At 62.2% G+C, this 26,369-nt stretch carries 22 protein-coding genes; 13 read left to right on the top strand and 9 right to left on the bottom strand.

The window, feature by feature from the left end; genetic code table 11:
• The first annotated feature begins 14 nt into the window (after nt 1-14).
• From hisI to tatC, 6 genes are all read left to right on the top strand, one after another.
• On the top strand, nt 15-452 hold the full coding sequence (hisI, locus tag FG13_RS18080) for a phosphoribosyl-AMP cyclohydrolase (protein WP_034753847.1): 438 nt from the start codon (nt 15-17) through the stop codon (nt 450-452).
• Nucleotides 449-820, top strand: a complete 372-nt coding sequence (locus tag FG13_RS18075) for a phosphoribosyl-ATP diphosphatase (RefSeq protein ID WP_034753849.1) — start codon at nt 449-451, stop codon at nt 818-820. Before hisI ends, FG13_RS18075 begins: the two co-directional genes overlap by 4 nt.
• A gap of 15 nt (nt 821-835) precedes the next feature.
• On the top strand, nt 836-1,207 hold the full coding sequence (locus FG13_RS18070; RefSeq protein ID WP_035823096.1) for a histidine triad nucleotide-binding protein: 372 nt from the start codon (nt 836-838) through the stop codon (nt 1,205-1,207).
• Between the two features lie 80 nt (nt 1,208-1,287).
• Entirely contained in the window at nt 1,288-1,524 is a 237-nt protein-coding gene (gene tatA, locus FG13_RS18065) for a Sec-independent protein translocase subunit TatA (protein ID WP_034780931.1), read from the top strand.
• Nucleotides 1,525-1,572: 48 nt separating this feature from the next.
• On the top strand, nt 1,573-2,106 hold the full coding sequence (gene tatB, locus FG13_RS18060) for a Sec-independent protein translocase protein TatB (protein ID WP_035823094.1): 534 nt from the start codon (nt 1,573-1,575) through the stop codon (nt 2,104-2,106).
• On the top strand, nt 2,103-2,858 hold the full coding sequence (tatC, locus tag FG13_RS18055) for a twin-arginine translocase subunit TatC (RefSeq protein WP_035823092.1): 756 nt from the start codon (nt 2,103-2,105) through the stop codon (nt 2,856-2,858). The genes tatB and tatC overlap by 4 nt, the downstream gene beginning before the upstream one ends.
• Nucleotides 2,859-2,937: 79 nt before the next feature.
• Here the strand turns inward: tatC and FG13_RS18050 are convergent, their stop codons facing one another.
• The 5 genes from FG13_RS18050 to FG13_RS18030 all read right to left on the bottom strand — a co-directional run bounded on the left by FG13_RS18050 (nt 2,938) and on the right by FG13_RS18030 (nt 12,184).
• Nucleotides 2,938-3,318, bottom strand: a complete 381-nt coding sequence (locus FG13_RS18050) for a hypothetical protein (RefSeq protein ID WP_035823091.1) — start codon at nt 3,316-3,318, stop codon at nt 2,938-2,940.
• A 171-nt stretch (nt 3,319-3,489) separates the two neighbouring features.
• The gene (locus FG13_RS18045) at nt 3,490-5,349 is read right to left on the bottom strand and encodes a DUF885 domain-containing protein (protein ID WP_035828437.1); all 1,860 of its coding nucleotides are present in this window, start codon (nt 5,347-5,349) and stop codon (nt 3,490-3,492) included.
• 169 nt (nt 5,350-5,518) lie between these two features.
• Nucleotides 5,519-6,007, bottom strand: a complete 489-nt coding sequence (locus FG13_RS18040; protein WP_035823090.1) for a hypothetical protein — start codon at nt 6,005-6,007, stop codon at nt 5,519-5,521.
• A 55-nt stretch (nt 6,008-6,062) separates the two neighbouring features.
• Nucleotides 6,063-10,244: a DEAD/DEAH box helicase gene (locus tag FG13_RS18035; protein ID WP_035823088.1), complete on the bottom strand. Its 4,182-nt coding sequence runs from the start codon at nt 10,242-10,244 to the stop codon at nt 6,063-6,065.
• Complete coding sequence (locus FG13_RS18030; RefSeq protein ID WP_035823086.1) at nt 10,241-12,184, bottom strand: dipeptidyl-peptidase 5; 1,944 nt, start codon at nt 12,182-12,184, stop codon at nt 10,241-10,243. Before FG13_RS18030 ends, FG13_RS18035 begins: the two co-directional genes overlap by 4 nt.
• A 200-nt stretch (nt 12,185-12,384) precedes the next feature.
• Between FG13_RS18030 and hemE the strand changes: the two genes are divergently transcribed.
• On the top strand, nt 12,385-13,470 hold the full coding sequence (gene hemE, locus FG13_RS18025; RefSeq protein ID WP_035823084.1) for a uroporphyrinogen decarboxylase: 1,086 nt from the start codon (nt 12,385-12,387) through the stop codon (nt 13,468-13,470).
• An 842-nt stretch (nt 13,471-14,312) separates the two neighbouring features.
• Nucleotides 14,313-16,364 carry a primosomal protein N' gene (locus FG13_RS18020; protein ID WP_035823080.1) on the top strand — a complete coding sequence of 684 codons (2,052 nt, stop codon included), beginning with the start codon at nt 14,313-14,315 and terminating at the stop codon, nt 16,362-16,364.
• On the opposite strand, the gene FG13_RS18015 is transcribed toward FG13_RS18020, so the two are convergent.
• A complete protein-coding gene (locus tag FG13_RS18015; protein WP_035823079.1) occupies nt 16,365-17,255 on the bottom strand; it encodes an ArgP/LysG family DNA-binding transcriptional regulator in 891 nt (296 codons plus the stop codon).
• A 129-nt stretch (nt 17,256-17,384) separates the two neighbouring features.
• On the opposite strand from FG13_RS18015, the gene FG13_RS18010 reads away from it, so the two are divergent.
• Both FG13_RS18010 and FG13_RS18005 read left to right on the top strand, forming a co-directional pair.
• Nucleotides 17,385-18,833, top strand: coding sequence for a dihydrolipoyl dehydrogenase (locus FG13_RS18010; protein WP_035823078.1), 1,449 nt, complete (start codon nt 17,385-17,387; stop codon nt 18,831-18,833).
• 166 nt (nt 18,834-18,999) lie between these two features.
• On the top strand, nt 19,000-20,121 hold the full coding sequence (locus FG13_RS18005; protein ID WP_235211765.1) for an HD-GYP domain-containing protein: 1,122 nt from the start codon (nt 19,000-19,002) through the stop codon (nt 20,119-20,121).
• Between the two features lies 1 nt (nt 20,122).
• Here the strand turns inward: FG13_RS18005 and FG13_RS18000 are convergent, their stop codons facing one another.
• On the bottom strand, nt 20,123-20,608 hold the full coding sequence (locus tag FG13_RS18000; RefSeq protein ID WP_035823075.1) for an SRPBCC family protein: 486 nt from the start codon (nt 20,606-20,608) through the stop codon (nt 20,123-20,125).
• A 209-nt stretch (nt 20,609-20,817) separates the two neighbouring features.
• Here FG13_RS18000 and FG13_RS17995 point away from each other — a divergent pair, with 209 nt between their 5' ends.
• The gene (locus FG13_RS17995) at nt 20,818-22,878 is read left to right on the top strand and encodes a UvrD-helicase domain-containing protein (RefSeq protein ID WP_051959209.1); all 2,061 of its coding nucleotides are present in this window, start codon (nt 20,818-20,820) and stop codon (nt 22,876-22,878) included.
• 7 nt (nt 22,879-22,885) lie between these two features.
• On the opposite strand, the gene FG13_RS17990 is transcribed toward FG13_RS17995, so the two are convergent.
• Together FG13_RS17990 and FG13_RS17985 are read right to left on the bottom strand one after the other, a co-directional pair.
• Complete coding sequence (locus FG13_RS17990; protein ID WP_051959207.1) at nt 22,886-23,242, bottom strand: addiction module antidote protein; 357 nt, start codon at nt 23,240-23,242, stop codon at nt 22,886-22,888.
• On the bottom strand, nt 23,239-23,625 hold the full coding sequence (locus FG13_RS17985) for a type II toxin-antitoxin system RelE/ParE family toxin (protein WP_235211764.1): 387 nt from the start codon (nt 23,623-23,625) through the stop codon (nt 23,239-23,241). Before FG13_RS17985 ends, FG13_RS17990 begins: the two co-directional genes overlap by 4 nt.
• Before the next feature lie 161 nt (nt 23,626-23,786).
• On the opposite strand from FG13_RS17985, the gene FG13_RS17980 reads away from it, so the two are divergent.
• Entirely contained in the window at nt 23,787-24,005 is a 219-nt protein-coding gene (locus tag FG13_RS17980) for a SlyX family protein (protein ID WP_034753936.1), read from the top strand.
• Between the two features lie 154 nt (nt 24,006-24,159).
• Nucleotides 24,160-26,295 (top strand): M3 family metallopeptidase, encoded by a 2,136-nt coding sequence (locus FG13_RS17975; RefSeq protein ID WP_235211763.1) that lies wholly within the window; start codon nt 24,160-24,162, stop codon nt 26,293-26,295.
• Nucleotides 26,296-26,369 lie beyond the last annotated feature (74 nt).

Genomic DNA, 26,369 nt, shown 5'->3' with positions numbered 1-26,369 from the left:
CAGGATAGAAGAACATGCAAAACGGAACCATCGTAGCAAGCAATGCCAAGTGGCTGAAAAAGGTCAAGTGGGACGAGCACGGCCTCGTGCCCGTGATCGCGCAGGAAGCGGGCAGCAATGACGTGCTGATGTTTGCCTGGATGAACCGCGACGCGCTGGCGCGCACGGTGGAGCTGGGCGAAGCCGTATACTGGAGCCGTTCGCGCAAGAAACTGTGGCACAAGGGCGAAGAGTCCGGCCACACGCAAAAGGTGCTGGAAATCCGCCTCGATTGCGACGAAGATGTGGTCTTGCTGAAAATCGAACAGGCGGGCGGCATCGCCTGCCATACGGGCCGCCATTCGTGCTTCTTCCAGAAATTCGAAGGCGACGAAAAAACGGGCGAATGGCAGGTCACCGACCCCGTCCTGAAAGATCCTGAGACGATTTACGCGGAAAGCAAGAGCAAATGAGTGAAACCCTGAAGCGCCTGGCCGCCGTGATCGAATCGCGCAAGCTGGCCAATGGCGGCGACCCCGCCACCTCGTATGTCGCGCGCCTGTTTGCCAAGGGCGACGATGCGATTTTGAAAAAAATCGGCGAAGAAGCGACGGAAACCGTGATGGCCGCCAAGGATGCGCGCCGTGACAACGACCCGTCGAAGGTCCTGTACGAATGCGCCGACCTGTGGTTTCACAGCTTGGTGATGCTGGCGCAGTTCGACCTGACGCCGCAGCAGGTGCTCGACGAGCTGGCGCGCCGCGAAGGCCTGTCCGGCCTGGAAGAAAAGGCGGCACGCAAGGATGAATTGCGCGACGCCGGCGAAACAGACAAACACTGACCTACTGGAGCGTGCGTGGATAACTGTATTTTTTGCAAGATTGCTGCAAAACAAATTCCTGCGTCCATCGTGTATGAGGACGAGGACTTGCTGGCCTTCAAGGACATCAACCCGGCCGCCCCCGTGCACCTGCTGCTGATCCCGAAGCGCCACGTGGCCAGCCTGTCCGACTGTGACGACAGCCATACGGACATGCTGGGCAAGCTGCTGCGCCTGGCGCCGAAACTCGCTGCCGAGTTTGGCTGCGCCGTCACGTATGACGCCGATGGCACGCCTGCCGGCGGCTTCAAGACCATGCTCAACAGCGGCCCGAACGGCGGGCAAGAGGTGTATCACTTGCACATGCATGTGTACGGCGGTCCCCGTCCCTGGCGCGGTCAACACTGATTTCGCTGCGCGCCGGGTTCACGTGTATACTACCGGCATTGGTTGACGCTATTCGGGCACCGTCCCGCAAGGAGAATGTGATGGGTTCATTGAGTATTTGGCACTGGGTAATCGTTCTGGTCATCGTCATGCTGGTCTTCGGCACCAAGAAACTGGGCAATATCGGCGGTGATATCGGCAAGGCCGTCAAAGGCTTCAAGGATGGCGTCAAGGGTGAAGATGACGCCCCGGCAGCCAATACCCCTCCTGCTGCGCCATCGCAAGTGGCCGACAAAAGCACCATCGACGTCGAGACGAAAGAGAAAAGCAAGTTCTGATAGCGTGGCGGGGCGCTTGCCTCGTCCGGTAACAGCCCTTGTCCGCTTATGATCGATCTCGGTCTCTCTAAAATCGCCATCATCGGCGTGGTTGCGTTGATAGTCATCGGCCCTGAAAAGTTGCCGAAAGTGGCGCGCATGGCCGGTACTCTATATGGCCGCGCGCAACGCTACCTGAACCAGGTGAAATCCGAAGTCTCGCGCGAAATTGAAATGGAAGAGCTGAAAAACCTGCAGAAGGAAGTGCAGGATGCGGCCCATTCCGTCAAGCAAAGCGTGGAGAAATCCATGCATGGCGTGGAAAACTCGATCTCCGGCAACCTGGCCGAGGTGGAAAACGCCTGGCGCGGCGATTCGAGCGCGTATGATGCGCATCACGATGCCCATGAAGCCATGCTGCGCGCCACCAATGACGACCTGGCCCGCAAGGCGCGCGAATTCCGCCGCAAGAAGCTGGTGCGCAATTCCGCCATCCCTGGCTGGTACAAGCAGCGCCACGGCGGCAAGCTGCACGTGCAGTCGGCGGCCGCCCGCGTGGCGCGCTTCCGTCCGCGCGCCAGTTCCTCCTCCTTTTACTCATGAGTAGCAAATCCCCGGTGGAAGAAACTTTTATCTCGCATCTGGTCGAGCTGCGCAACCGCCTGGTCAAGGCCTCGATCGGTATCGCCGTCGTCTGCGCCGTGCTGTTTTACTGGCCCGGCCCTTCGCATATCTATGATTTTATTGCCGCGCCGATGATCGCCTCGCTGCCGGCCGGCTCGAAAATGATCGCCACCGGCGTTATCTCGCCCTTCCTGGTGCCGATGAAAGTGACCCTGGTGATCGCCTTCATCGTCGCCTTGCCCTGGGTGCTGTACCAGATGTGGGCGTTTATCGCCCCCGGCCTGTACACGCATGAAAAGCGCCTGATCGCGCCGCTGGTCATCTCGTCTTCCCTGCTGTTCATGGCCGGCGTGGCCTTCTGCTATTTCTTTGTGTTTGGCCGCGTCTTCCACTTCATCAGCGACTTTTCGCCCTCGTCGATTGCCGTCACGCCCGATATCGAAAACTACCTCGATTTCGTCATGTCGATGTGCCTGGCCTTTGGCGCCACCTTCGAAGTGCCCGTGGTGGTGGTGATCCTCGTGCGCATGGGGCTGGTTAGCATCGCGAAACTCAAGGAAGTGCGTCCCTACATCATCGTGGGCGCCTTCGTGATTGCCGCCATCGTCACGCCGCCGGACGTCGTCAGCCAGTTCTCGCTGGCCATCCCGATGTGCCTGTTGTTCGAGCTGGGCTTGCTGGTGGCACCCATCTTCGTCAAGGCCACGCAGGCGCCGGAAGAAGCGTCCTAGTCGCAAATAGACAGACAGGCAAAAGCCGCTGACTTCCTCGGGAGCAGCGGCTTTTTTTGTCAGGAAAGTTGCTAGGTGCTCACTGCAGCATCAGTTTGCTGAGTATGCCCAGGTTGAGCAGGATCAGGGTGCTCATCATCCAATAGACGTGTTTCATGTCCGCGCCATGGCGCAAGTCCATGCGTTCCAGGCGGGCGTCGAATTTTTGCTCCAGTGCATCTATTCTGGTATCGAATTTCAGTTCCAGCGCATCCACTCTGGTATCGACCTTTTGCGCCGCCAGCTTGATTTCCCCCAGCAGATTGCGCTCCAGCGCCGCCAGTTCGCCATGCACGACCACGGCCGAGCCCAGTACTTCGCCCAAGGCCGTGGCATGGGCTTCCGCCTGCTGCGTGGGCACGCCGGCCGAGGCGAGGCGTTTGGCGTAATCGAGGGTGTCGAACTGGATGGGCATATGCATGGACGCTCCTGAATCCAGCGTAGCAGGAAAATCGGCAATTGCCAGTGAGGAGTGCGGTGGCGCCTGCCTTCCCGTCAGCTTAATGGACCGGCATGCCGGTAGTTTGCGATGGCGCAAACGCATGCAAAAAGGGTGCCGCAGCGCCCTTTGCAAGGTATGAAGGCGTACCGCTTAATTCATCAGTTCCTTGATGACTTTCACGGGCGCGCTGCCGTAGCTGAGGAATTGTTCGTGGAAATCCTTCAGCACGAACTTGTTGCCCAGCGCCTGCTTGCGCTGTTCGCGCAAGTCCATGATTTCGCTGTAGCCGCTGAAATAGCTGGTCAGTTGCACCGAGCTCAGCTGCACACGGCGCCATTTTTCCTTGGCTTCACGCTGGGTCTGGAAGGCCTGGCGCGTCAGCAGGTCGAGCGCTTGCGCTTCCGTCATGCCCAGCACGTGCACGCTGTAGTCGAGGATGGTGTTGGTGACGCTGCGCAAGTTCCACTTCGAGTACATCAGCCACATTTCCGGCGCGTTGTTGCCATAGCCCGATTCGAGCATCATGCGCTCGCCATACACGGCCCAGCCTTCGATCATGGCGCCATTGCCGAAGATGGACTTGACCAAGGACGGCGACTTGTTGGCGTACACGAGCTGCGTGTAGTGGCCGGGAATGGCTTCGTGAATGTTCAGGATCTGCAAGATCCAGTGGTTGTATTCGCGCAAGCTGCTTTCCGCCTGTTCCGGCGTTTCGCCATCGAGCGGCGTCACGTTGTAATAAGTGCGGTCCTGCGGGCGATACGGGCCGGGCGCCTCGATGCTGGCGCCGGCCACGCCGCGCTGGTAGGCCGGAGTTTCACGCACGACCAGGGGCTTTTTCGGGTCCATCGTCAGCAGGTTGTGGCTGGTGACCCATGCCTGCAGTTCGGGAATCTGGCGGCGGATTTCCGGCACGAAATCGGCGGCTGCCACGTGGTTGCTGGACAGCTTGTCGATCACCATGCCGATCTTCGCCGTGCGGTCCGCCGGCTTGGCCGTGGCGCCCATGGTTTTCACCCACAGCTCGTCGGACAGGCTATCCATGTGCTCGAGCAGCTTTTCGCGCGCGGCCAGGGCTTTCTGGTACATCTGCTCGGCGCTCACGCTGGCCTGGATATCGTAGGTAAATTTCTGTTCGTACAGCTCCTTGCCGATGCGGAAGGAGCGCGCGTTGCCGTTCTGCGCCAGTGCCGCATCTTGTTCCGTCAGCCAGGCCGCGTAGCCTTGCACGGCCGTGCGGGCCGCGGCGATGCGCGCGTTGTACAGCTGTTTTTCCGTTGGCGTCAGGATGGAGCCCTGCGCCGTCTTGTTCAGGTCGTCAAGCACGCTGAGCACGCCGGCGCTTTGGGCGATGGCCAGCTGTGTGTGTTCGCGCGTGGGGTTGACGATGCTGGCGCGCGCGGCCGCATAGTATTGCGGCACGGTGGCGATGCGCTTGAGCAAGGTGCGCAGGCGCTGCGGCTGGGCCGCGTATTCCGTGTTCAGGATGAAGTCGATGGAACCGGCCACGTTGTACTGGGCGGGATTCCATTCGAATTCGCGGAAGGTGGTCAGATACCAGCGGTCCGATTGCAGTTTATTCGTCAGCAAGGCCAGGTCGGTACGTTGCTTGTCCGACATTTTGCCGGCATTCAGCTTGCCGAACTTGCCCAGCCATTCTTCGATGAAGGCCAGTTGCTTCTGGCGGCTGGCCGCGTCGGGAATGCTCAGGTTGGCGGCGCCATCGTACTTGCCGACCGAAATCGCGCTTTCCGGATCCAGGCGCCACAGGGCCGTGAGGAACTGGCCGCTGAGGTTATTCATGGAGCGGTCGCTGCTGTTTTCGCTGGCGACGGCCGCGACCGTGGCTGCCGTGGCAGCCGTCACGACGGCCGCTTTCTTGCCGACGGTTTTCTTCTTGCTGCTGCTGGTGCTGGCCTTGCCGTTTTTCTGCGGCTTCTTGGCGGCGCTGGCCGGTGTCAGGGTAAACGCCATCATCAATGCGGCGAGCGCAACTTTATTTTTTATCAGCATAGTTTATCTCTTGAATATTTTGTCGTTTGTCCTCATCAGAAAATAATTAACTGATAATATAAGTAACAAACAACTATTGAAAGGTTGGCCTTGCTTGCCTGGGCGGCCCAAAGATTAGCATTAATTGCCGCCGCTGCGCAGTTTTTTGCGCCGGGAGCGCGCGGCGCTAGACGACGATGGCGTTGCCGTGCAGCAGTTCCTGCTGACGCGCATTGATGGCCGCCACGGCATCCTTGCCGCGCGCCATGCCGGTGGCGTGGATTTCCGTTTCCTGCGTGTAGCGCTGGCTGACGCGCACCGTGTAGGACTGGAACAGCCAGCTCCAGAAGTTCGTTTCATAGACGGCTTCATCCATGTCGCGCCATTTCACGCCCGTGAGTTTCTTTTTCCACGGCAAGATACCGGAGGCCAGCCACACGCCCGCCTCATCGAGGTACAGCTGGTAGCTGCGGATCGTCAGCAGGCGGTAGCCGACGATCAGGGCCGAGCCGATCAGCACGACGAAGGCGGCGCGCGCGTTGTACTTGAAGGCCAGCGGCAGGGCGGCAAAAAACAGCAGCACGGCAATGAGGAAAGTGCTGACGTAGGCGGTCCAGGATTTGCCGCACAAAAAAGTGGCGCGCTGGCCGGCGCTGGTGGCGATATAGTCGGTCATGGGGCAGGAAAGAAAAACGGAAAAACGATCATCGCATGGAACGCGGCTTCGCCGTTCATTTTTTCAAGCCCTCTTGCAGCATGCCTAGCATGTCATGGGCCGACATGCGCGCGGCCGTGTCGCTGCCTTCCAATAAGCTGTCGGCCAGGTCGCGCTTGTGCTGATGCAATTCGACGATGCCTTCCTCGATCGTGTGCTTGGCCACCAGCCGGTAAATGGTGACGGGACGCAATTGCCCCATGCGGTGGGCGCGGTCCGAAGCCTGGTCTTCCACGGCCGGGTTCCACCACGGGTCCATGTGGATCACGTAATCGGCGGCCGTCAGATTGATGCCCATGCCGCCCGCCTTCAGGCTGATCAGGAAGACATCGCCTTCGCCCGCCTGGAAGGCATCGACGCGGCGCTTGCGCTCCTGCATGGGCGTACTGCCGTCGAGATACTGGTAACTGACGCCATGCTGCTCCAGGTGCTGGCGAATGAGGGTCAGATGGTCGACGAACTGGCTGAAGACAAGCACCTTGTGGCGGTTTTCCAGCAAACCCGACAGCAACTGGGCGAACGCGGCCAGCTTGCTGCTGGCCAGGCCCAGCTCGGGCGCCACCAGTTGCGGATTGCAGCAGGCGCGGCGCAGCTTCATGATCTCGGCCAGAATCTGGATCGCCTTCTTGGAGGCCGGCCCTTCCACCATGGCCAGTTTTTCCAGCGCTTCGCGGCGCAAGGATTCGTACAGCGCCGTTTCCTGCGGCGACAATTCCACTTCGAGCACGATTTCTGTGCGCGATGGCAGCTCCGACAGCACTTGCGTCTTGGTCCGGCGCAAGATGAATGGCGCGATCAGGCGGCGCAAGCGCAAGCGCGCGCCGGCCGCCGCCCGCTTGTCCTGATCCTTCTCGATGGGACCGGCAAAGCGCAAATTAAACTGGTCGAGGGTGCCCAGCAAACCTGGGTTAATAAAACGGAACAGATTCCACAATTCGCCCAAATGATTTTCCAGCGGCGTGCCGCTGGCCACCATGCGGAAATCGCCTTGCAAGGCCATCACGGCTTGCGAGCGCTTGGTGGCGCCGTTCTTGATCGCTTGCGCTTCGTCAAGCACGATCGTATGCCAGCGCACGCCGGCAAACAGCGCCGCTTCCTGCTGCAGCAAGCCGTAGCTGGCCACCACCACGTCGAACGGTTGCAAGGTATCGAGCATGTCGGCGCGGTCGCCGCTGCCGAACAGCTTGATGTTCAAGGTGGGCGCGAAGCGCTGCGCTTCGCTGATCCAGTTCATGCAGACGGACGTGGGCGCGACAACGAGGGTGGGGCCGTTCGGCGCGCGCGCCAGGATCAGCGCCAGCGCCTGCAAAGTCTTGCCGAGTCCCATGTCGTCGGCCAGGCAGGCGCCCACGCCCCAGTGCGCCAGGCGCGCCAGCCATTCGTAGCCGGCCAGCTGGTAGTCGCGCAAGTCCGCTTGCAAGGTGCTGGGCAGTTGCGGTTGATAGTCGTCGAGGGCGCGCAGGCGCAACAAGTGTTCGCGCCACAATTTGCCGGCCTTCACGCCGCCCGCATCGTTGGCCAGCTCTTCCAGCGCGAAGGCGGCCAGCGGGTGGATGTGCACGCCATCGGCATGTGCCTCGCCATACGCGGCCAGCTCGGACAGCCGGCGGTGCAGTTCGTCGCTGAGTGCGAGGAACTGGTTGTCGCCCAGGGCCACGAAGCGGCTTTTATTGTTCTGCATCAAGTCGAGCAGGGCGCGCAAATCCATCACCTTGTCTTCATCGATCTGCACTTCGCCGCTGGCGGCAAACCAGTCCTTCTCGCTCTTGATGTTCAAGCGCATCTGGCCGCTGTCGATGCGTTTCGACACGCGCATGGTTTCGCCTTCGGGCCACGCCAATACCATGCCGGCGGGATCAAGCGCCTGCAATTCCAGCAGCAGTTGCAAGCCCAGCGCAGGCTGGCCCAGCAGCCACTCGCCATGCTCCTCTTGCGCCTCTTCCAGCACCAGGCAGCGCCCGATGAGCTGGCGCTGCGCTTCGCGTTCCGCGTTCAGGTCGCGCCGCGCTTGCACGGCCCGGCCTGCCACATCGGCAAACACGCTTTCGGCGCCGCTGCCCGGCGCGTAATAGGCGCCGTTGTCGAGCAGTGGCCGGACTAAAATCTGCATTTTCAGGCCTTGCTGGTAGGGCAGCAAATGCACGTGCAGGCGGTGGTCGGCCGTGATCGCTTCCGCGTCGCCGGCGCCGCCGCCGATATCCGATTGCACGGTGACCATGGACGAGATGGCGCCGATGGCCTGCATCACCTGTTTTTCCGCATGCAGGGGCACGGACAGGCCCAGGCCCACGATGGCGCCGATGCGCCGGTGCTCGTCGAGGATGTGCACCACGCGCAAGCGCGTTGGCGTCTCGCGCTGCACCACGACATTGCTGCCGCTGTCGGGCAATGGCGGCTGCATGCCCAGCCACAGCTGTCCCTCGTGCGATTTGATCAGGAGCTCGGGCGCGCCGGCGATCAGTTCCACGCGCGTGTCGGGGTGATCGAGCCAGAAGACGAGCGGGTGGCCCACCAGCAAGATGGCGGCCTTGTCCAGCTCGATTTCATAGCGCGGCGCCGACGAATAATATTGTTTGAACGGTGCGATGCTGCCCGCCGCGCGGGCGTCTTGCGGCGTGAGGAAATCGATGTCGCCCGCCTCTTCGGCCAGGCGTTTGAGACCCATGGCGCGGCCCTTGCTCCAGCCGCCCCGTGCATCGCGTTTCTGCTCGCGCACTTCCACGGCCGTCAGGCCAAAGCGCGGGTCGAACGCCACCAGCCAGACGAGGCGCGAGACGCCGCCCAGCGCTTCGGCGGGCGCGTTCTGCTGCAGGTTGATGAGCGCGCTCAGCTGGCGCTGCCACGCTTCCTGGCGCTCGAACCACGGCGCCATGTCCGTCAAGCCATGTTGCGCCCGCTTGGCTGTGGCATAGCGCTCCTGCTGCGGCTCGCCCATCAAGCCCAGCAAGCCGGCCGCCTGCGCCGCGATCAGGTCGTAGCCGGCCGCGTCCGCCTGCTGAACCAGCGCTCGCAGCTGGTCCTTGCGTTCGGCTAGTTGCGGCAGAGCCAGCCAGTAGTACAGCAAGCCCTGGAACAGCTGCGCCTGCAGCCCGGTTTCCCAGCTGCGCGTGGGAATGCTTTCCGCCAGCTGCACGCCGGCACGCACCAGGCGCAAGGTATTGAGTTGCTGGTAGACGATGCTGTCGTGGTTCGGCTGCGCGTGCAGGGCGATATCGAGATAGGTTTCCGCGGTTTTCAGCAGTTTGGCGTCGTTGCCGCGCAGCAGGGCCAGCACGTACAAATGGCCGCCGATGCCCGTGAAGCACAGCTTGCGCTTGCCCGCCTCCTTGCGCAGCCCTTTCAGGGCCGTTTCGAAGCCTGCCACGGCTTGCGCATGTTCGCCGCGCAACAGGGCGATGCTGCTGTCGACAAACAGCGCCTGCGGCCCCTGCTGGCCCGCCAGGTAGCGGGCTGCCGCGTCGAGTTCGCCGCACAGCAGGGCGTCTTCGGCCAGGGCCAATGGCAGGGCCGCGCCGATATGGTCGCCGGCGGCCGCCTGGCGCGCATGGTGGGCGCGCGCGTAGGTGCGGATGGCGTGCGCCGTACCTGGTTCACGGGGGGCGTTGCCCAGCAGTACGGCCAGGATGTCATCTTGCAGTTGCGGCATGACGAAAGACAACATTTCCGGCTCGAACGGGCGGCCGAAAATCTCGATCAGCGGATGCAGCTGCTGCGCTTCATAGCACGCCATGCAGGCGGCCAGAATGGCGGCCACGTGGCGCACCTCGTCATTGCGCAACAGGGCGATGCGCAGGCGCGCCACGCCTTGCCGGTAGCTGCGCAATTCCACATAGCCATCCCAGTTGCGGCGCACGGGGTTGATCAGTTCGATAGCCTGGCACAGGTCGCGAAACACCAGATGCTCGATGGCGGCGCGCATGGCGGGCCAGCGCAGCCTCGCTTCGCAGGCAAAACCGCGTCCCACCACCTCGCTGGCCAGCGCCAGGCGCGCCAGTCGCTGCAGCATGCCCGTGACGACAGCCAGGGTAAATGGCGTGCCGTCCGGTTCGACGACATTGGCGCGCTGCAAGTGTTCATACACGGCATGCTTGCCCACCGGTTCGCCCGTGATGGCCAGCAGGGCCAGGATCATCTGCTCATGCTGTTCCAGGGCGGCGAATTCGTCCAGCAGATGTTGTTCTACATGTTGCTCGTTCATGCGGGCAAATTGGCGATATGCACGGGCGGCTCGCCGGCCGCCACGGGCAGGCCGAACACGCGCTGGTAAAAATACAGTTCCGCGTCCAGCGTGCGCACGATGTTTTCCGCCTTGCGGAAGCCGTGGCCCTCGCCTTCGAGCGGGACATACGCGACGGGCACGCCGCGCACCTGCAGGGCGTCGACCATCAGCTGCGATTGCTGCGGCGGCACGACCTTGTCATCGAGGCCCTGGAAGAAGATCATCGGGCGCGACAGTTTATCCGTGTGGTGGATGGGCGAGCGCTCAAGGTACAGGGCCTCGGCTTGCGGCTGCGAAGCGATCAGGTAATCGGTGTAGCGTGATTCGAACTTGTGCGAATCGTTGTCCAGGCCCTTCAGGTCGGAGACGCCATAGTAACTGGCGCCCGCTTTGAAGACGTCGTGGAACGTCAATGCGCACAGGGTCGTCAGGCCGCCCGCGCTGCCGCCGCGGATGATCAGGCGTTCCGGGTCGGCCAGGCCGTTGGCGGCCAGGTAGCGCGCGCCGGCGATGCAGTCTTCCACGTCGACGATGCCCCATTGCCCGCGCAGCGCGTCGCGGTATTCGCGGCCGAAGCCGCTGCTGCCGCCATAGTTGACGTCAAGCACGCCGATGCCGCGGCTGGTCCAGTACTGCGTCGCCAGTTTCAAGGTATTGCTGGCCATGCTGGTGGGTCCGCCGTGGCTGATGACGATGACGGGCGGCAAGGTGCCTGCCGGCGCCTGCACGTCGGTGTTGTGCGGCGCATAGAAGAAGGCGTGCGCCGTGCGGCCATTGCTGCTGGCAAAACTCAGGCTGCGCGGTACGGACAGATAAGCGAGCGCAGGCAGCGCCGTGATCGACTGCGCCAGCACTTCCAGCTCATGGTTAGACAAATCGATGCGCGCCAGTTCCAGCGCGATGGTCGGGCTGCCGCCCAAGAGCACGACGAAGCCGGGGCCCACGCGCAGTTCGCGGATTTCCTGGTAGGGATGCGGAATCGGTTCGAGCTTGGCCGCCGCCACGTTCAATTGCGCCAGGTAGCTGACGCCGGCCTGGATATACGTGCAGACGATCTCGTCGTCGGAAAGGAAGCCGTACATGCTGCCGCCAAAGGTCCAGTGCGGCGTGGCAAATTCCGCTTCCATCGGGCACAGGGCTTCGATGTCGGCGCCATGCAGGCGGTACAGATTCCACCAGCCGCTGCTGTCGGAGACGAAATGCAGCAAGCCGTTCGGCGACCATTCCGGCTGGCAAATCGACTCGCGCGCGCCGCCGGCGATCAGGCGTGGCGAACCGAGGCTGCCATCCGCGTGCACGTCGGCCAGCCACAGCTCCGTGCCTTGCCACGGCAGGCGCGGGTGGTCCCAGCTGATCCAGGCCAGCTGGCTGCCGTCCGGCGACAAGCGCGGCGCCGCATAGAAATCGTGGCCGCGCGCCAGCACCGTTTCGCGTCCGTCGAAGCCGACGGCGGCCAGGCAGTTTTCCGGCTGTGCATGGCCTGCTTCCGGATGCTGCTCGCGCACGGCGATCAGGCGGGAACGGGCCGCGTCAACAACGAAATCCGCGTGGCGCGTATTGCCGCCCGTGGTGAACGCTTCGGGCACGGCGTCGCCAGCCACGCGGTACAGGCAGTTGTCGGCGAAATGCGAGAAATACACGCTATCGCCGGCCACGGCATATGCGCCGCCGCCGTATTCATGCACGCGGGTGCGCACATTGAAGGGTGCCGGCGTCAGTTCATCGACACGCGCGCCGCGCTGGCGCAGCAAGGTGTTGCGGCCCGCTTCGCTGGCGCGTCCGGCCAGCCAGAATACATCGGCCCCATCCGCACCGCCCAGGGCCAGCTGCGTCAGCGGCGAGGCGCCGGCGGCGACGATGGCCGCGCTGATCGGCGATGGCCAGATGCCATAAGGGGTGCTGGATGCGGTCGAGGTCATGCGGGCTCCGTGTAGTGAGGGGATCAAGGGCCGCCAGGCAGGGTCAGGGCGCGCGGCGGCGTGCATCATCATAATGGAAGGGCTGGCACAACGAAAGTCATCGGTGTGCGTGGCAAATGCTGCAAAGCGGCACCGGAATCAATGATTTGGCGGCGATTGGATGCGATAATACCGCTTCTTCAAGCTATTGATTGCCTTCCATGCCACAATTTGCTCCGCTCCAGAATGATACTTTCCTGCGCGCCCTGCTGCGCCAGCCGACCGAGCACACGCCTGTCTGGCTGATGCGCCAGGCGGGCCGCTACCTGCCCGAATACCGCGCCACGCGCGAGCGGGCCGGCTCCTTCCTGGGCCTGGCAAAGAATCCCGATTACGCGACCGAAGTGACCTTGCAGCCTCTGGAGCGTTTCCCGCTCGACGCGGCCATCCTGTTTTCCGACATCCTGACGGTGCCCGACGCCATGGGCCTGGGCCTGTATTTTGCCGATGGCGAAGGGCCGAAGTTCGAGCGTCCGCTGCGCACGGAGCAGGACGTGAAGGCATTGCAGGTGCCGGACCTGGAGTCGCTCGACTATGTTTTCAAGGCCGTCACGCAAATCCGCACGGAACTCAATGGCCGCGTGCCGCTGATCGGTTTTTCCGGCAGCCCGTGGACCCTGGCGTGCTACATGGTGGAAGGCGGCGGCTCGAAAGAGTTCCATACCATCAAGAAGATGCTGTACAACCGCCCGGACCTGATGCACCACATTCTGGCGATTAACGCCACCTCCGTGGCGCAGTACCTGAATGCGCAAATCGATGCCGGCGCGCAAGCCGTGATGATTTTCGACTCGTGGGGTGGTGCGCTGGCCGATGGCGCCTACCAGGAATTCTCGCTGGCCTACATGCAGCAAGTGGTGGCGCAATTGAAACGCGACAAAGATGGCGTGAAGATTCCCGCCATCGTGTTTACCAAGGGCGGCGGCCAGTGGATCGAGCAGATCGCCGACATCGGCGCCGATGCCGTGGGCCTGGACTGGACCGTCAACCTGACGCGCGCGCGCCAGCTGGTCGGCCATAAAGTGGGCTTGCAGGGCAACCTCGACCCGGCCATCCTGTTCGCCAGCCCGGATCAGATCCGCGCCGAAGTGGCGAAAGTGCTCAACGCCTTTGGCGCGCCATCGGCTGGCACGGGCCATGTATTCAACCTGGGCCATGGCATTTCCCAGTTCACGCCGCCCGAATCCGTGGAAGCCATGGTGGAAGCCGTGCACAGCATGAGCCGCGCCATGCGCAGCGGCCAGTAAGTATCCGTTTTCCCCTGGCGCAGGGGCGGAAAAGGCAGGCTTTCCAGCGGAAGCCTGCCTTTTTCTTTGCTGCGCCCTAGCAAGAAATACCGACTTATGCACAATTTTTTTTGCTGCGGAAATAAGAGGCAGCGTCAAAGCCATGCCCGGGGGCGCTTTGCAAGTGCTTGATTATTAAGACATAAAAAATGCATTGTCCGGCGGACTTTGTTGCTATTGATAAGGTTATTCTTTCGTTCGCCTGCCTTATTCCTTCATTGTCCACAAAGTTATCAACAGATTCTGTGGATAAAATTGAAAAGTATTTTGTTAACCGATACTTAGCGTCGATGTTCAGGTTTCACCTGAAGTGCATGTTGCAGTGCATGATAATTGAACAATGTTTCGCCGCCCGGCAGCAAAAAACGAACGCTTGCCCGGCAATTGTCAACTTTGCCGCATGCCGCCGCTGTTTTTCCCGCTCGGGCGTCGAAAAACACCGCTGATTTCTGTATAAATACATTACAAATGGTTCAGTTATGCACAGCGGCGGAAATGCCCCCCGGATTTCCAGCCTCCCGGGCATCAATTTTTAAGCCTTTGATTTTAAATGCTTAATTTTTCTTGCGTGCCGCTCTTGACGGCGATCGAAATTTTCTATCCACATTTTTCTGAAAGTTAATTTTGCTTTGTCCACAAAGTTATCCACAGAATTTTCTTCAGGCACGATGACACGCTGTCGCGCCTGCCGTTAGGCGTTTGATGGGTGAAACAAGTATCATGGCCCGCTGGCTTGATGCCGGACATCCCGCGCGCCATCGATCCTGCGGCGCGCATTTTTTATTCAGATAGGCCCACCTTCCATGTCGCAGTGCATTTTGACGTCGTGCATCCTGAAAATCGCGCTCGACACGCCCTTGAACGCCCTGTTCGATTACCGCTGGAACGCGGCGGTGGATGCGGACGTCGCCGCGCCGTTGCCGCAAGTGGGCCAGCTGGCGCTGGTGCCGTTCGGCCGGCGCGAAGTGATGGGGCTGATCGTCGGCATCTCAAGCAGCACCGACGTGCCCGCCGCGAAATTGAAGGATGTGCTGGCCGTGCGCAGCCAACTGGCGCCCCTGTCGGAACAGTGGCTGGCGCTGGCCGCCTTTGCCGCCGATTACTACCAGCGCCCGCTGGGCGAGGTGGCGCTGCCGGGTTTGCCGAAGAATTTGCGCGTGTTGACCACCGTGGCGCTCGACCGCGCCATCAAGAAACTGGGCAAGCTGGCCGACGCGCATGACGGCACGCCGTTGAACATGCCGGCCCTGAATGCCGCCCAGCAAGAAGCGGCGGACGCCATCGGCGGCGCCCAGGGTTTCAAGCCGACCCTGCTGTACGGCGTGACGGGCAGCGGCAAGACGGAAGTGTATCTGCAAGCTTGCGCCCAGGTGCTGGCACGCGAGGATGATGCGCAAATCCTGATTCTGGTGCCGGAAATCAACCTCACGCCCCAGCTGGAAGGCAATATCCGCGCGCGCTTTCCCGGCGTCATGCTGGCCACCTTGCACAGCAGCCTGTCCGAAGGCGAGCGCATGCTGCACTGGCTGGCCGCCCACCAGGGCCAGGCGCGCATCGTGCTCGGCACGCGATTGGCCATCCTGGCGTCGTTGCCGAAACTTAAACTGATCGTCATCGACGAAGAGCACGACCCATCCTACAAGCAGCAGGAAGGCTTGCGTTATTCCGCGCGCGACCTGGCCGTGTGGCGCGCCTGGCAATTGCAAATTCCCATCGTGCTCGGTTCGGCCACGCCCTCGCTGGAAAGTTGGCACCACGCGCAGACGGGGCGCTACCGCAAGCTGGAATTGCGCGAGCGGGCGGTGAAAAATGCCGTCTTGCCACGCGTCAAGATCCTCGACATGGAGCGCGACAAGCCGAAAGACGGCCTGACATCGCACCTGGTGGCGGCATTAAAACTGCGCATGGAGCGCGGCGAGCAGTCGCTGCTGTTTCTGAACCGGCGCGGTTATTCCCCCGTCATCTGTTGCGAATCGTGCGGCTGGATCAGCAATTGCACGCGTTGCACCTCGTTCATGGTGCTGCACAAGCCCGAACACCGCTTGCGCTGCCACCATTGCAGCCTGGAATTGCGCATTCCCCGCCATTGTCCCACCTGCGGCAACGTCGACCTGCAGCCGCTGGGACGCGGCACGCAGAGGGTGGAAGAGGGCTTGCAGCAATTGTTTCCCGAGGCGCGCATCTTGCGCATCGATGCCGATTCCACGCGCAAGAAGGGCAGCGCGCAGGAAGCGTTCGACACCGTGCACCGGGGCGAAGTGGATATTCTGATCGGCACGCAGATGGTGGCCAAGGGCCACGATTTCAAAAAGCTGACCCTGGTCGGCATTTTGAATCCGGATACGGCCCTGTTTTCCCAAGACTACCGGGCCAGCGAACGCCTGTTCGCGCAGCTGATGCAGGTGGCGGGCCGCGCCGGGCGGGCCGCGCAGACGGAAGGGGGCAGCGTCAGCGAAGTGCTGATCCAGACGCGCTATGCGCGCCATCCGCTGTACGACGCCGTCGTCAACCACGATTACGACCACTTCGCCACCACCTTGCTGGAAGAGCGGGCCCAGGCGGCGCTGCCGCCCTACCTGTTCCAGGCCCTGCTGCGCGCCGAGGCGCCCGAGCTGGCGACGGCCATCGAATTCCTGCAGGCGGCGAAAGAGTGCATGGAACACCCGCAGGTGACCATCAACGACCCGATTCCCATGAGCATGACGCGCGTCTACAACGTGGACCGCGCCCAGCTGCTGCTGGAATCGCCCTCGCGGCCCGCCCTGCAGGCGTTTTTAAAAGAATGGCTGGCGGAATTGCGCGCCATGAAGTCGCGCGTGAAATGGTCGCTGGAAGTGGACCCGCTGGATATTTGACTAGTTCAGGTAGTCGCGCGCCGACTTGACAATCTGCTCGGACAGCAGCTTGGTAAACGGCGTGTCCAGGGTCCACGCATGCCAGCTCAGCGGCACGTCCAGGGTGTTGCCCGGCATCAGATCCACGAGACGGTCTGTTGCCAGCGCCTGCGCGGCCAGGCGCTGCGGCATCAGGCCGTAGGCGAGGCCATCCTGTACGCAGCCGCGGCGCGCCGCTTCCACCGGTAAAGTATGGTGCGGAAACGGTTCGCGCAGGTTCAATTGTTCAGCGAGGAAACGCGCCAGCAAGCCGTGCTGGCCCACGACGGCCGGCGCCAGTTGCACCGCTTCGGCAATAAAACCATCGCCGAACCAGTGGCCCGCAAACACGGGTGTTGCCACGCACACATAGCGCAAGGTGCCCAGAGGCGTGACGCTGGTGGCGGCCGCCGCGTCGATCGCTGTGCCGGACTCGGCTGCCACGCAGCCAAACACGGAGCCGTCGCGCACCATCTGCAAGGCGCCGTCGCTGTCGGCCAGGCGCACGTCGAGCTGGCAGCGCGGCGGCGCCAGCAGGGCGGACAAGGTGTCGGGGAACCATGTGGCCAGGCTGTCGGCATCGATGGCGATGGCGATTTCCGGCATGCTGACGCTGTTGCCCAGGTCGATGTCGAGCGACGCTTCCATCAGCTTGACGTTGCGATGGTGCACGATCAGGCGCTGGCCCAGGCCCGTCGGCACGGCCGGCTGGCCACGGATGATCAGCAATCGCCCGCTGGCGTCTTCCAGCGCCTTGATGCGCTGCGAGACGGCCGACTGGGTGATGCCCAGCGCCAGGGCGGCCTTGTCGAAACTGCCATGGCTGGCCACGGCGTCCAGCACGGCCAGCGCGCGATAATCGAGTGATCCCATTAGCTCAGCTTATAAATTTTGAAAATGATTAGTTATACTAATGCATATATTGCTGCAAAGTAAAACCTTATTTTCGGCAAACGGGTAGTATCGAACGCTGTGAGCAACCTCGGTGGGATGGATAGCACGATGAAAACACTACAAGTGGATGTGGCCGTGATCGGCAGCGGCACGGCCGGCATGACGGCGCACAAGGCGGCGCGCATGCAGGGCAAGCGCGTGCTGATGATCGAAAGCGGACCGTACGGCACGACCTGCGCCAGGGTGGGCTGCATGCCCAGCAAACTCTTGATCGCGGCGGCCGAGGCGGCCCATGCCGTGGCTGCCGCACCCGGTTTCGGCGTGCACCCGGGCCCCGTGCGCATCGATGGCCGGCAAGTGATGGCCAGGGTGCGCAGCGAGCGCGACCGCTTTGTCGGCTTCGTGCTCGACGGCGTCAACGCCATCCCCGACGACGAAAAACTGCGCGGCCATGCGCGTTTTATTGCCCCCGGCACATTGCAGGTGGATGAACACACGCTGGTGGAAGCGGCCAGCGTGGTGATCGCCACCGGTTCCACGCCCAGCGTGCCGCCCGAGTGGCAAGCGGCCAGTGAGCGTGTCATCACCAGCGACGCCGTGTTCGAATGGACGGATTTGCCCAGCTCGGTGGCCGTGGTCGGCAGCGGCGTCATCGGCCTGGAACTGGGCCAGGCGCTGGCGCGGCTGGGCGTGCGCGTGACCCTGTTTGCGCGCGGTAATAAAGTCGCGCAGCTGACGGACCCGCTGGTGCTGCGCGAGGCGGATGCCGTGCTGGCGCGCGAACTCGATATCCGTTTCATGACCAAGGTCGCGCACATGGAAAAAACGCCTGACGGCAACGGTATCCTGCTGACCAGCAGCGATGGCGCCGGCGTGGAAAAAACCGAGCAGTTCGAGTATGTGCTGGCCGCCATCGGCCGCGCGCCAAACGTGGACAAGATCGGCCTGGAAACGGCGCAAATCGAGCTCGACCGCCACGGCATTCCCCTGCATGACCCGCATACCATGCAGTGCGGCAAAAGCGCCATCTTCATCGCCGGCGATGCCGACAACGAACTGCCGCTGCTGCCCGAGGCGGCCGATGAGGGCCGCATCGCCGGGGAGAACGCGGCGCGCTTTCCTGACGTCAAACCTGGCTTGCGCCGCACGCCGTTGGCGATTGCCTTCACGGAACCGCAGATCGCCACCGTGGGCGCCACGTACCAGCAATTGTGCGTGAGCCACGCGGGCCGTTTCGCCGTCGGTGCCGTGTCGTTCGGTAACCAGGGCCGCAGCCGCGTGATGCTGCAAAACCAGGGCTTGCTGCGCGTGTATGCGGAATTCGGCAGCAAGCGTTTTCTCGGCGCCGAGCTGATCGGCCCGCGGGCGGAGCACCTGGGCCATTTGCTGGCCTGGGCATGCCAGGCGCAGCTGACGGTGCCGGCCATGCTTGACATGCCGTTTTACCACCCCGTCATCGAGGAAGGCGTGCGCACGGCCTTGCGCGAGCTGGCGCTGCACCTTGAAAAAGACCCGGAACACGCGCCCGGCTGCGCCGACTGCACACCGGGACCTTGAAGGCAACTTTATGATTTACATAATTTTGTAGACAAGCTCACATGATTGCGCGATCATCGCTGCCACATTGAAATATTGATTAAAAGCAAAAAACATTTCAATTGGTATATGCCGCCCATGCCGTAATGGTAAAAAGGGTAGCGGCTGGCGATGACACGGAGACGATGTGAAAATTCGGCGCATTTATGCGGGAGAACTCGCCCTGGGCGTGGCCCTGCCCTGGGACGTGCATGGCGAAACGGGCAGCTTGCTGGCCAGGCTGGGCCATGTCATCAGCAGCGAAAACCAGATCGCATTGCTGCTGGCGCACGGCGTCATCGCCGATACCAGCGCCGACGTGCCGCGCACGGCCACGGAAGCGCCGTCGGCCCTGCGCATGCTGAACCTTGTCACGGCCGGCCTGGCCCTCGTCTTGCCGGCCATTGCCGCCGGGCAGGCGGGCAGCCATGCATCCCTCGCGCCGCTGGCGCAACTGGTGGAAGAGGCCGTTGCACTGGACGCCGACGTGGCGCTGGCCTGCATCCTGCACAACCAGGGCGCGGGCGACTTTGCCGTACGCCACAGCGTCGACACGGCCGTCATCACGGCCCTGCTGGCGCGTGCTCTGAAACTCGATGATGATGTTGTGCGCAGCGTGGTGCTGGCCGCGCTGAGCATGAATGTGGGCATGCTGGAACGCCATGCGGATTTTCAGCACAAGGCGGGGCCGCTGGACGCGCAGGAGCGCGCCTATTTGCGCGCCCATCCGCAAGCCGGTGTCGACCTGCTGCGCGCGGCGGGCGTGACGGACGCCGTCTGGCTGCAGGCCGTGCTGCAGCACCATGAAAACATCGATGGCAGCGGCTATCCGCTGGGTACGCAAGGCGAGGCGATCGGCATCGGCGCGCGGCTGATCATGCTGGCCGACCGCTATTGTGCGCGCGTCTCGAAGCGCAGCTACCGCCAGCCCTTGCTGCCGAACGTGGCCCTGCGCGAAATGCTGATGGCCGACAAGGCTACCCTCGATGCGCCGCTGGCGTCGCTGCTGGTGCGCGAGCTGGGCATCTATCCGGTCGGCACCTTCGTCAAACTGCTGAATGGGGAAATCGGCGTCGTCACACGCAAGGGCTTGAACGCCACCACGCCGCACGTGCAGTCGCTGGTCGGCCCCCGCGGCGCGCGCCTGGACGTGCCGCTGCGGCGCGATACGCGCGTGGACTTGCACGCGATTCGCGAAGTGCTCAGCGCGGAGCAGGCGGGACTGCAGTTTAGGCCCGATCAGCTGTGGGGCCGCAGCGCCAGAGTTTGATTTAGTTCAGCAGACCCGCATCCAGCCGTCCTTCGAGCGCCAGTTCGCGCATGACGCGCACGGTATCGATATCGGACTCCTTGTAGGCGGAACGGCGGAAGTCGTCATACAGGGCGTTGGCCTCGTCGGTGGCCGCGTCGTGACCGTCGTCGTACTGGAAGCGCACCCACAGGCTCGCTTCATCGGGCATTTCGATGGTCATCACGAGCGAGGACGCGCTGATGTCCTGTTGCGCCGGCACTTCGTAGCGCACCTGCAGTTGCGGCACCAGCACTACCCTGTCGTTGATGACCAGTTCGCCATAGCGCAGGCTGCGCGCGAAACCGGCATCGCTGCGCTCGCTGATCCGGCATTCATCGAGGTGCGGCACGAACAGCTTGGGCGACTCGGCACGCAAGACGAGGCCGCGCCAGACTTGCTCCAGGGTCAAGGTGTCGATCAGCGGGTTCAAGGGATCGTTGATTTCAATCAGGTGTTCAAATTTCATGGGACTGCCATTCGGTAAGTGGGCGCGCACGGGCGATATAGGCGGAATGGTACTCCAGGCGTGGCCGTGCCGCACGCATTGCATGGGCCAAGATGGCGGCATATGGCGATATATCAATGCCATTGCCTGTTTTTTAGGCATGGTCCGCCATGCAAATAGCCCACGCGACGCTGTTACAATGGGCTGCTGTTCCCTGCGGAAATACCCTGATGTCCAAAGCACCACAGTTCGGTCTGAATGCGCCCCAAAGCGAAGCGGTTACCTACCTCGACGGCCCTTGCCTGGTGCTGGCGGGCGCCGGCTCGGGCAAGACGCGCGTGATCACGCAAAAGATCGCCCATCTGATCGAAGACCGGGGCTATGACCCGCGCACCATCGCCGCGCTGACCTTCACCAACAAGGCGGCGCTGGAAATGCAGGAACGCATCGCCAAGCTGTTGAAACAGCCGCGCCAGGCCAAGCAGCTGACGGTGTCGACCTTCCACTCGCTGGGCGTGAAAATCCTGCGCCAGGAAGCCAATGGCGTGGGCTTGAAGGACCGCTTTTCCATCATGGACAGCGATGACTGTTTTTCCCTCGTGCAAGATCTCGCCATTACCACCGATAAACAGGTCATTCGTGGCATCCAGAACGCCATGTCCCTGTGGAAAAATGGCCTGATCGACCCGGACATGGCCCTGGCGCAAGCCAAGGATGAAGATGAGGCGAACGCGGCGCGCATCTACCGCAGCTATGTGGCAACCCTGTCCGCCTACCAGGCCGTCGATTTCGACGATTTAATACGCCTGCCGGTGGAACTGTTCCGCAACAACGGCCCCGTGCGCGACAAGTGGCAGCGCCGCCTGCGCTATCTGCTCGTCGACGAGTATCAGGATACGAACACCTGCCAGTACGAACTGGTGAAATTGATGGTGACGGGCATCGGCAAGAAGCCGATGTTTACGGCCGTGGGTGACGACGACCAGGCGATCTATGCGTGGCGCGGCGCCACCGTGGAAAACCTGAAAACGCTGGAAACGGATTTCCCCGATCTGCGCGTGATCAAGCTGGAGCAAAATTACCGCTCCACCATGCGCGTGCTCAATGCGGCCAATGCCGTCATCGGCAACAACCCGAAACTGTTTGAAAAGTCGCTGTGGTCCGAGCACGGCCTGGGCGAGCCGATCAAGGTGCTGGGCATGCAGACGGACGAGCAGGAGGCGGAGCAGGTCGCCATCATGATTTCGGCCGACCATTTCGAGCGCAAGAACAAATTTTCCGATTACGCGATTCTGTACCGCGGCAACCACCAGGCGCGCATCATCGAGCAATGCTTGCGCAAGGAACGCATCCCGTACACGATCTCGGGCGGCCAGAGTTTCTTCGACAAGGCTGAAATCAAGGACATCATCAGCTATCTGCGCCTGCTGGCCAACGAAGACGACGACCCGGCGTTCATCCGTGCCGTGACGACGCCGCGCCGTGGCGTGGGCCAGTCGACCCTGGAAGTGCTGGGCGCGTTCTCGGGGCAGTGGCAGTGCTCGCTGTTCCAGGCTGTGTTCAAAGGCGGCATCGAAGCCAAGCTGACGGACCGCCAGCTGGGGCCGCTGCGCGACTTCTGCAACTTCATCAACGACCTCGAATCGCGCGCCAGCCGTCCCGGCGCGGCCGGCAGCGGCGACAACGCGGCCGAAGTGCTGGACGACATGATGAAGGAAATCCACTACGAATCGTATCTGTACGATGCTTTCGAGGAACGCCAAGCGCAAAGCAAGTGGCAGAACGTGCTGGAATTCGTCAACTGGCTCAAGGAACGGGGCCGGGGCGGCAAGGACCGCGACGGCGAAGAAAAGAACGTGCTGGAATTGACGCAGATGGTGGCCCTGATGACCATGCTCGAGGGCAAGGACGAAGAGCAGGACGCCGTGCGCATGTCGACCCTGCACGCGTCGAAAGGCCTGGAGTTTCCGCACGTATTTCTGGTCGGCGTGGAAGAGGGGATTTTGCCGCACAAGGGCGACCCCGACGCGCCGGCCGAAACCATCGCCGCACGCATCCAGGAAGAGCGGCGGCTGATGTACGTGGGTATTACGCGGGCCCAGCGCACCTTGCACATCACCTGGTGCAAGAAGCGCAAGCGGGCCGGCGAGCAAGTCCATTGCGACCCGTCGCGCTTCATCAAGGAAATGGAACTCGACGTGGGCGACGCCGTGCCGACGGAGGCGGAAGTGATTTCGCCGAAAGAACGTCTGGCGCGCATGAAAGCCTTGCTGGCCGCGCCGAAGGCTTAAGCGGCGTTCACGCTTCCACGGCGCCGTCGGGCGTGGTTTTCGGCACGATGGCCAGCTGCATGCCCAGCGCATCGAGCATCTTTAAAATGGTTTCGAAGCGCGGTTTGCTGCCTTCGCGCAAGGCTTTATAGGCGCCTTCACGCGTGATGTCGGCCCGGGCCGCCACCTTGCCCATGCCGTAGGCGCGCACCACGTCGTTCATGGCGGACTGGAACAGTTCGGCATTGCCGGTGGCGACGATTTCGCTCATGTAGGCGGCTACGGCGGCCTTGCTGGTCAGGTGTTGCGTCGGATCAAATTTGCTCAGGCCTAATGCTTCCAGGTCATCGAGATCGAAGGTGGCGTGATGAATGTCTTGGTTCATGTCTTTCGTGCTCCTGTCGATGGGCTGGCTGCTGCTTTTTGCTTCCGGATGGCCGCTTGTTGGGCCTTCAATGTTTTCAGTATCGCTTGCGCGTGCTTGATGTCGCGCTGCTGGCTCGACTTGTCGCCACCGAGCAGCAGCAAGATCAGGGTGCCCAGGTTGGTCTCGTGAAAATACACGCGCCAGCCCGGTCCTGTCTGTAAAAAACGCAGCTCGCACACGCCTTCACCCACCGGTCGCCAGTCGCCCTTTTTACCGTGCTGCAAATGCTTGATGCGCGCATCGATGGCGGCGGCCGCCACGTCGTGCAGCGAGTCTTCCCAGCGGCGGTATTCAGCCGTCTTGCGCGTGTCGATCAGGTCAGGCAAAGTGGATACGTCCATTGTAATCGTTTGTTCTCATTCGTCAAGCGGTTTGATTCAGCCATAAGGGAAGAATAGGCAGAAATCGCCGCCTGGCCGATGGGGAATGGACGAGGTTTGTGCTGGCTCACGCCGTGACGGCGGTAGAATGCCGCTTTCAGTCAGGAGTCACCGTGAGCACCATGGACAATGCAGAACAGATGGAAGTACGTTTCGTCGATATCGAAATCAAGCTGGCGCAGCAGGAAGACCTGGTCGAGTCGCTGAACCAGATGGTGTACCAGCAGGGCAAGCGCATCGACCAGCTCGAAGCGATGCTGCACAAGCTGGGCGAACACGTGCGCGACGGGGCGCAGCAGGCGAATGGCGGGCTGGTCAACGAGCGTCCGCCGCATTATTGAATCGGCATCGTGACGCGGGGCGCATGAAAACCGTTCATCACTGGCTGGCGCGCTACCATCGGTAGTTGCGGGTGACGCAAGTATGTCAGGCTGTTATTATTTCAGGCTGGCCCGCGACACAATCGCGGCTCTCTTGCGTTCCTTGAAAGTAGACATGACCCGTCCAACAATGCTCGTCATCGCCGCCAGCCTGATGCTGGCGCCAGCCGCCGCCGCTTTTGCCGCCACCGCGGCCGCAGCGCTGCCTGCTTCGAACCCGTTTGCGCAGGCCAGCAGCCTGCCATTCAACTATCCACCGTTCGACAAGGTGCAGGACGCGGACTACGCGCCCGCCTTTACGGCAGGCATGGCCGCCAACCTGGCGGAAATCAATGCGATTGCGAATAACCCGAAAGCGGCCACGTTCGACAACACCATCGTGGCCATGGAACGCTCGGGCCAGTTGCTGAGCCGCGTGCGCACCGTGTTTTCCGTGATGTCCGGCTCGAATACGAATGATACGATCCAGGGCCTGGAACGCGAACTGGCGCCGAAAATGGCGGCCCACAGCGACGCGATCATGCTCAACGACAAACTCTTCAAGCGCATCGACAGCCTGTATGCCAAGCGCGACAAGCTGGGCCTGGATGCCGAATCGAAACGCTTGCTGGAACGCTATCACACGGATTTTGTACGCGCGGGCGCCAAGCTGTCGGCGGCGGACAAGGAAAAGCTGCGCGCCTACAACGGCCAGCTGGCCGCCCTGTCGACCAAGTTCGCACAGAACGTGCTGAAGGAATTGAACGCCTCGGCCGTCGTTGTCGATACGCGCGAAGAACTGGACGGCCTGTCGCCGGCCGCCATCGAAGTGGCCGCCGGCCTGGCCAAGAAGCGCGGCCTGGACGGCAAATACGTGATCGCCCTCGTCAACACGACGGGCCAGGCGCCGCTGTCGCTGCTGACCAACCGCGCCGTGCGCGAACGCATCATGGCCGCTTCGCAAGCGCGCGGCAGCCGTGGCGGCGAGTTCGACAATACTCAGGAAGTGCTGGAGCTGGCGAAACTGCGCGCCGAACGCGCCGCGCTGATGGGCTACCCGAACTACGCGGCGTATTCGCTGGAAGACCAGACGGCGCACGACACCACCGCCGTGAACGCCCTGCTGGGCGAACTGGCGAAGCCAGCCGTCGTCAACGCCCGGCGTGAAGCGGACGATATCCAGAAGGTCATCGATGCGGGCAAAGGCGGCTTCAAGGTGGGCGCCGCCGACTGGGCCTTCTATAGCGACAAAGTGCGCGCCGAACGCTACAACTTTGATGAGACGCAACTCAAACCGTACTTTGAAATGCACAGCGTATTGACCAAGGGCGTGTTCTTTGCTGCCGGCAAGTTGTACGGTCTCACGTTCAAGCAGCGCACCGACTTGCCCGTCTACACGTCCGACATGCTGGTGTACGACGTTTTCAATGAAGACGGCACGCAACTGGCCATCTTTACGCTTGACCCTTACGCGCGCAGCAACAAGCGCGGCGGCGCCTGGGCGAATGCCTACGTGGGCCAGTCGACCTTGCTGAACCGTAAGCCCGTCATTGCGAATAACCTCAACATTCCAAAGCCGGAAGCGGGCCAGCCGACCCTGATGACGTTTGACGAAGTCAACACCATGTTCCACGAATTCGGCCATGCGCTGCACGGCATGTTTTCGAACGTGATATACCCGCGCTTCGCCGGCACCAGCGTGCCGCGCGACTTCGTCGAATACCCGTCGCAAGTCAATGAAATGTGGGCGCTGTGGCCGGAAGTGCTGCAAAACTACGCCAAGCACTACCAGACAGGCGCGGCTATCCCGGCCGAACTGCTGGCGAAAGTGACGGCGGCCGACAATTTCAACCAGGGCTACAAGACCACGGAATACCTGGCATCGGCCTTGCTGGACCAGCGCTGGCACCAGCTGACCCCGGCGCAGATCCCGACCGACGTGCTGGCGTTTGAAAAAGCCGCCTTGACGGATGCCGGCGTCGATTTCGCCCCGGCGCCGCCGCGCTACCGCACCACGTATTTTTCGCACGCGTTCGCGGGTGGTTACTCGGCCGGCTACTACGCCTATCTGTGGTCGGAAAAGCTCGATGCCGATACGGTCGAGTGGTTCAAGGAAAACGGCGGCCTGACGCGCAAGAACGGCGACTGGTTCCGGACTAAACTGCTGTCGCGCGGCGGCAGCGCCGATGCGCTCGACATCTACCGCAACTTCCGTGGCCGCGATGCGAAGATCGAGCCGTTGCTGCAACGCCGTGGCCTGAACGGCAAGTAAATCGTCTGATTCCGGCGTCAAAGCCGGGTGCATGAAAAAGGCTGCCAAGCGATTGGCAGCCTTTTTTATTTGGC

Source organism: Janthinobacterium sp. RA13 (assembly GCF_000745325.1).
GTDB classification, from domain to species: domain Bacteria; phylum Pseudomonadota; class Gammaproteobacteria; order Burkholderiales; family Burkholderiaceae_D; genus Janthinobacterium; species Janthinobacterium rivuli.
This window is presented reverse-complemented; position numbering and strand designations above follow the sequence as displayed.